General features: G+C 58.7%; 2 protein-coding genes. Both read left to right on the top strand.

Annotated features, from left to right (window positions below; genetic code table 11):
• The first annotated feature begins 278 nt into the window (after positions 1 to 278).
• The gene (locus NW842_RS13860) at positions 279 to 1952 is read left to right on the top strand and encodes a CocE/NonD family hydrolase (RefSeq protein WP_414418269.1); all 1674 of its coding nucleotides are present in this window, start codon (positions 279 to 281) and stop codon (positions 1950 to 1952) included.
• A 98-nt stretch (positions 1953 to 2050) separates the two neighbouring features.
• Entirely contained in the window at positions 2051 to 2311 is a 261-nt protein-coding gene (locus NW842_RS13855; RefSeq protein ID WP_011434405.1) for a DUF6761 family protein, read from the top strand.
• The last annotated feature ends 188 nt before the right edge of the window (positions 2312 to 2499 follow it).

Raw genomic sequence — 2499 nt, 5'->3', positions numbered from 1 at the left:
CAATGACTTTTGCCAAACCGCCTAAAGCTCAGTAAATTCAGCAAAGTTCAGGGTTTTGGGGGTTAGAGGCATGCTCCGACAAATCTTTTCCCAGGGTCTCTGTTTCCATAAATCCATAAAAGCCATAAAAGAGGGGTCTGGAGGGGGCTGCGTTTGCGCCAGCAGGCCGGAGATCAAGGGCAATACCAGGGAAGGGGCTCAAACTCTGGTGGGAGTTTCTCCCTCTCATAAGGGCTTCTGTTTTATCTTAGGAAGAATCCACCCAGGGATCCCTTAGGTTGTCCTTGGTTGGTATCCCTTTGGCAAGATCCGCTAGCCCAACCCAGACCATGCTGCCCGTTCGTCCCCGCGAAACCGTTTCCATGTTCACCCGCGACGGGATCCAACTGGACGCGGATGTCTATCGCCCGCAAGGGGAGGGGAGCTACCCGGTTTTGCTGATGCGGCAGCCCTATGGGCGGGCCATTGCCTCGACGGTGGTGTATGCCCATCCCAGGTGGTATGCGGCCCAGGGGTACATTGTGGTCATCCAGGATGTGCGCGGACGGGGAACTTCCAAGGGATCCTTCTACCCTTTCCGCCATGAGGTGGAAGACGGGTTTGACGCCGTCAATTGGGCGGCTGCCTTGCCGGGGAGCAACGGCGTAGTGGGCATGTACGGCTTCTCTTATCAGGGCATGACCCAGCTGTATGCGGCTTCTACCCGTCCCAGCGCCTTGAAGGCCATCTGCCCGGCGATGCTGCCTTACGATCTCTATGCCGATGCCGCTTACCCAGGGGGGGCCTTTGCCTTCTACAACAACCTCAGTTGGGCCTTGCAACTGGAGACCGAAGGGGCGCGTCTCAGGGGGGATGCCAATGCCTACCAAGCGCTTTTGAAAGCTGCCCGCAATCTCCCCCTCTACGACCCTATCCCCCTCAAGCCGGGGGTGTTGCAGCAGTATGCCCCCCAATCCTATTACTTCGACTGGCTGGAGCACAGCGAGCCGGATGAATACTGGCGCAAGCTCTCTCCCCGTCTAGAGGTGGTGGATCTGCCGATGCTACACATTGCCGGCTGGTTTGACAGCTACCTGAGTGGTAGCCTGCGCCTCTACAAGGAAATGAGCGCCCGCAGCCAGAACCCTCAATACCTGATCATCGGCCCTTGGATCCATCTCCCTTGGGGGCGCAAAGTGGGGGCGTTGGACTTTGGCCCAGAGGCTGTCAGCCCCATCGATCGCCTGCAGGTGCGCTGGTTTGACCAGTTCCTCAAAGGCAAAGATACAGGGATCCTCCAGGAGCCGCCGGTACGCCTGTTCGAGATGGGATCCAACCGCTGGCGCGGCTTTGATGCTTGGCCTACCCCTGAGCCAAAAGCTTTTTACCTACACAGCACCGGCTTGGCTGCCCTCTCTGAAGCTGAGGGATCCCTTCGCCCTGAACCCTCGCCGACGCAACAATCGGATACCTTTGTTCACGATCCCTGGCGACCGGTGCCGGCCTTGGGGGGCCACCTAGTTCAGCCTGCCGGGCCGCAAGAGCGCTCTGCCCTCGACTGCCGCACCGATGTCCTGACCTATACCACTCCGCCGCTGCAAGCCGAGCTGGTTCTGGTCGGGGACATTGCTGTGGAGGTGTACGCGGAGGCCGACAGCCCCAGTTTCGATCTTTGCGCTGTGCTCTCGGTGGTAAGGCCCGATGGGCAGGTGTATAACTTTTCCCAAGGCTATTGTCGCCTACGGGATCCCCAGCCCAGTACCCCCATTCTGATTCCCTGTCAGCCCACCTGTATTCGCATTCCTTGCGGTCATGCTCTGCGCCTCAGCCTCAGCGCGGCTTGTTTCCCGGCCTACCCTGTCAACACGGGTATGGGAATGCGGGAAGAGCGGCTGATTGAGGCCCGCATTCTCACCATCACTCTCCGCAGCGGTGGCGAGACGCCTTCGCGGCTGCACCTGCCCATGGCTTGAAGCCAAGAAGAGACCAAGCTTCGGGATCCCGTTCGCAATCCCCGCTTACAAAGAGACACCAAACGTTAGGATAGAAACAGGCAGGGCAAGGGAACACCATGTTGCAAGACCCAAAGTTGATCCGGCACTATCAGGCTTTGACCGATGCTCTGGTGGATACCTGGCAGCGGGGCTACCGGCGCACCGATGAGCTACGTCTGCTGGTGGATGGCTACCTGCTGGCCTTGCGAACTGGCAAACAATTGGAGCCCTTCGAGATCTATCGCATTGAGGACGAGGTCAACCGCTTCCTCTACGATCCGTCCAACTTCATAGATCCGGAATTGGAGCCAGAGGCGGAGCCGATGCGGGGTTATTGATTTTGTGAATCCCTGTTGGCGATCCCTAGAACAGGTGGGGCAAAGTTTTGATTCCAACCTTTTCTGATCTCCCCTCGCCCCTTGGGAGAAAGACTAGGGGGGAGGGCGCTGAGTAAACTACCCGGCTCCGACCGCTAAGCGGTACGGAGCGGGCTTTCAGTAGCCCTGAGCCTGCTCTGCTCTACCAG

This window comes from Synechococcus sp. R55.4, from assembly GCF_047461935.1.
Taxonomy (GTDB): domain Bacteria; phylum Cyanobacteriota; class Cyanobacteriia; order Thermostichales; family Thermostichaceae; genus Thermostichus.
The sequence above is the reverse complement of the archived record's forward strand: the minus strand, read 5'-3'. Positions and strand labels throughout refer to the sequence as shown.

Coding starts and splice junctions, on each gene's coding strand:
- NW842_RS13855 (WP_011434405.1), top strand. CDS start 2,051: ATGTTGCAAGACCCAAAGTTGATCCGGCACTATCAGGCTTTGACCGAT.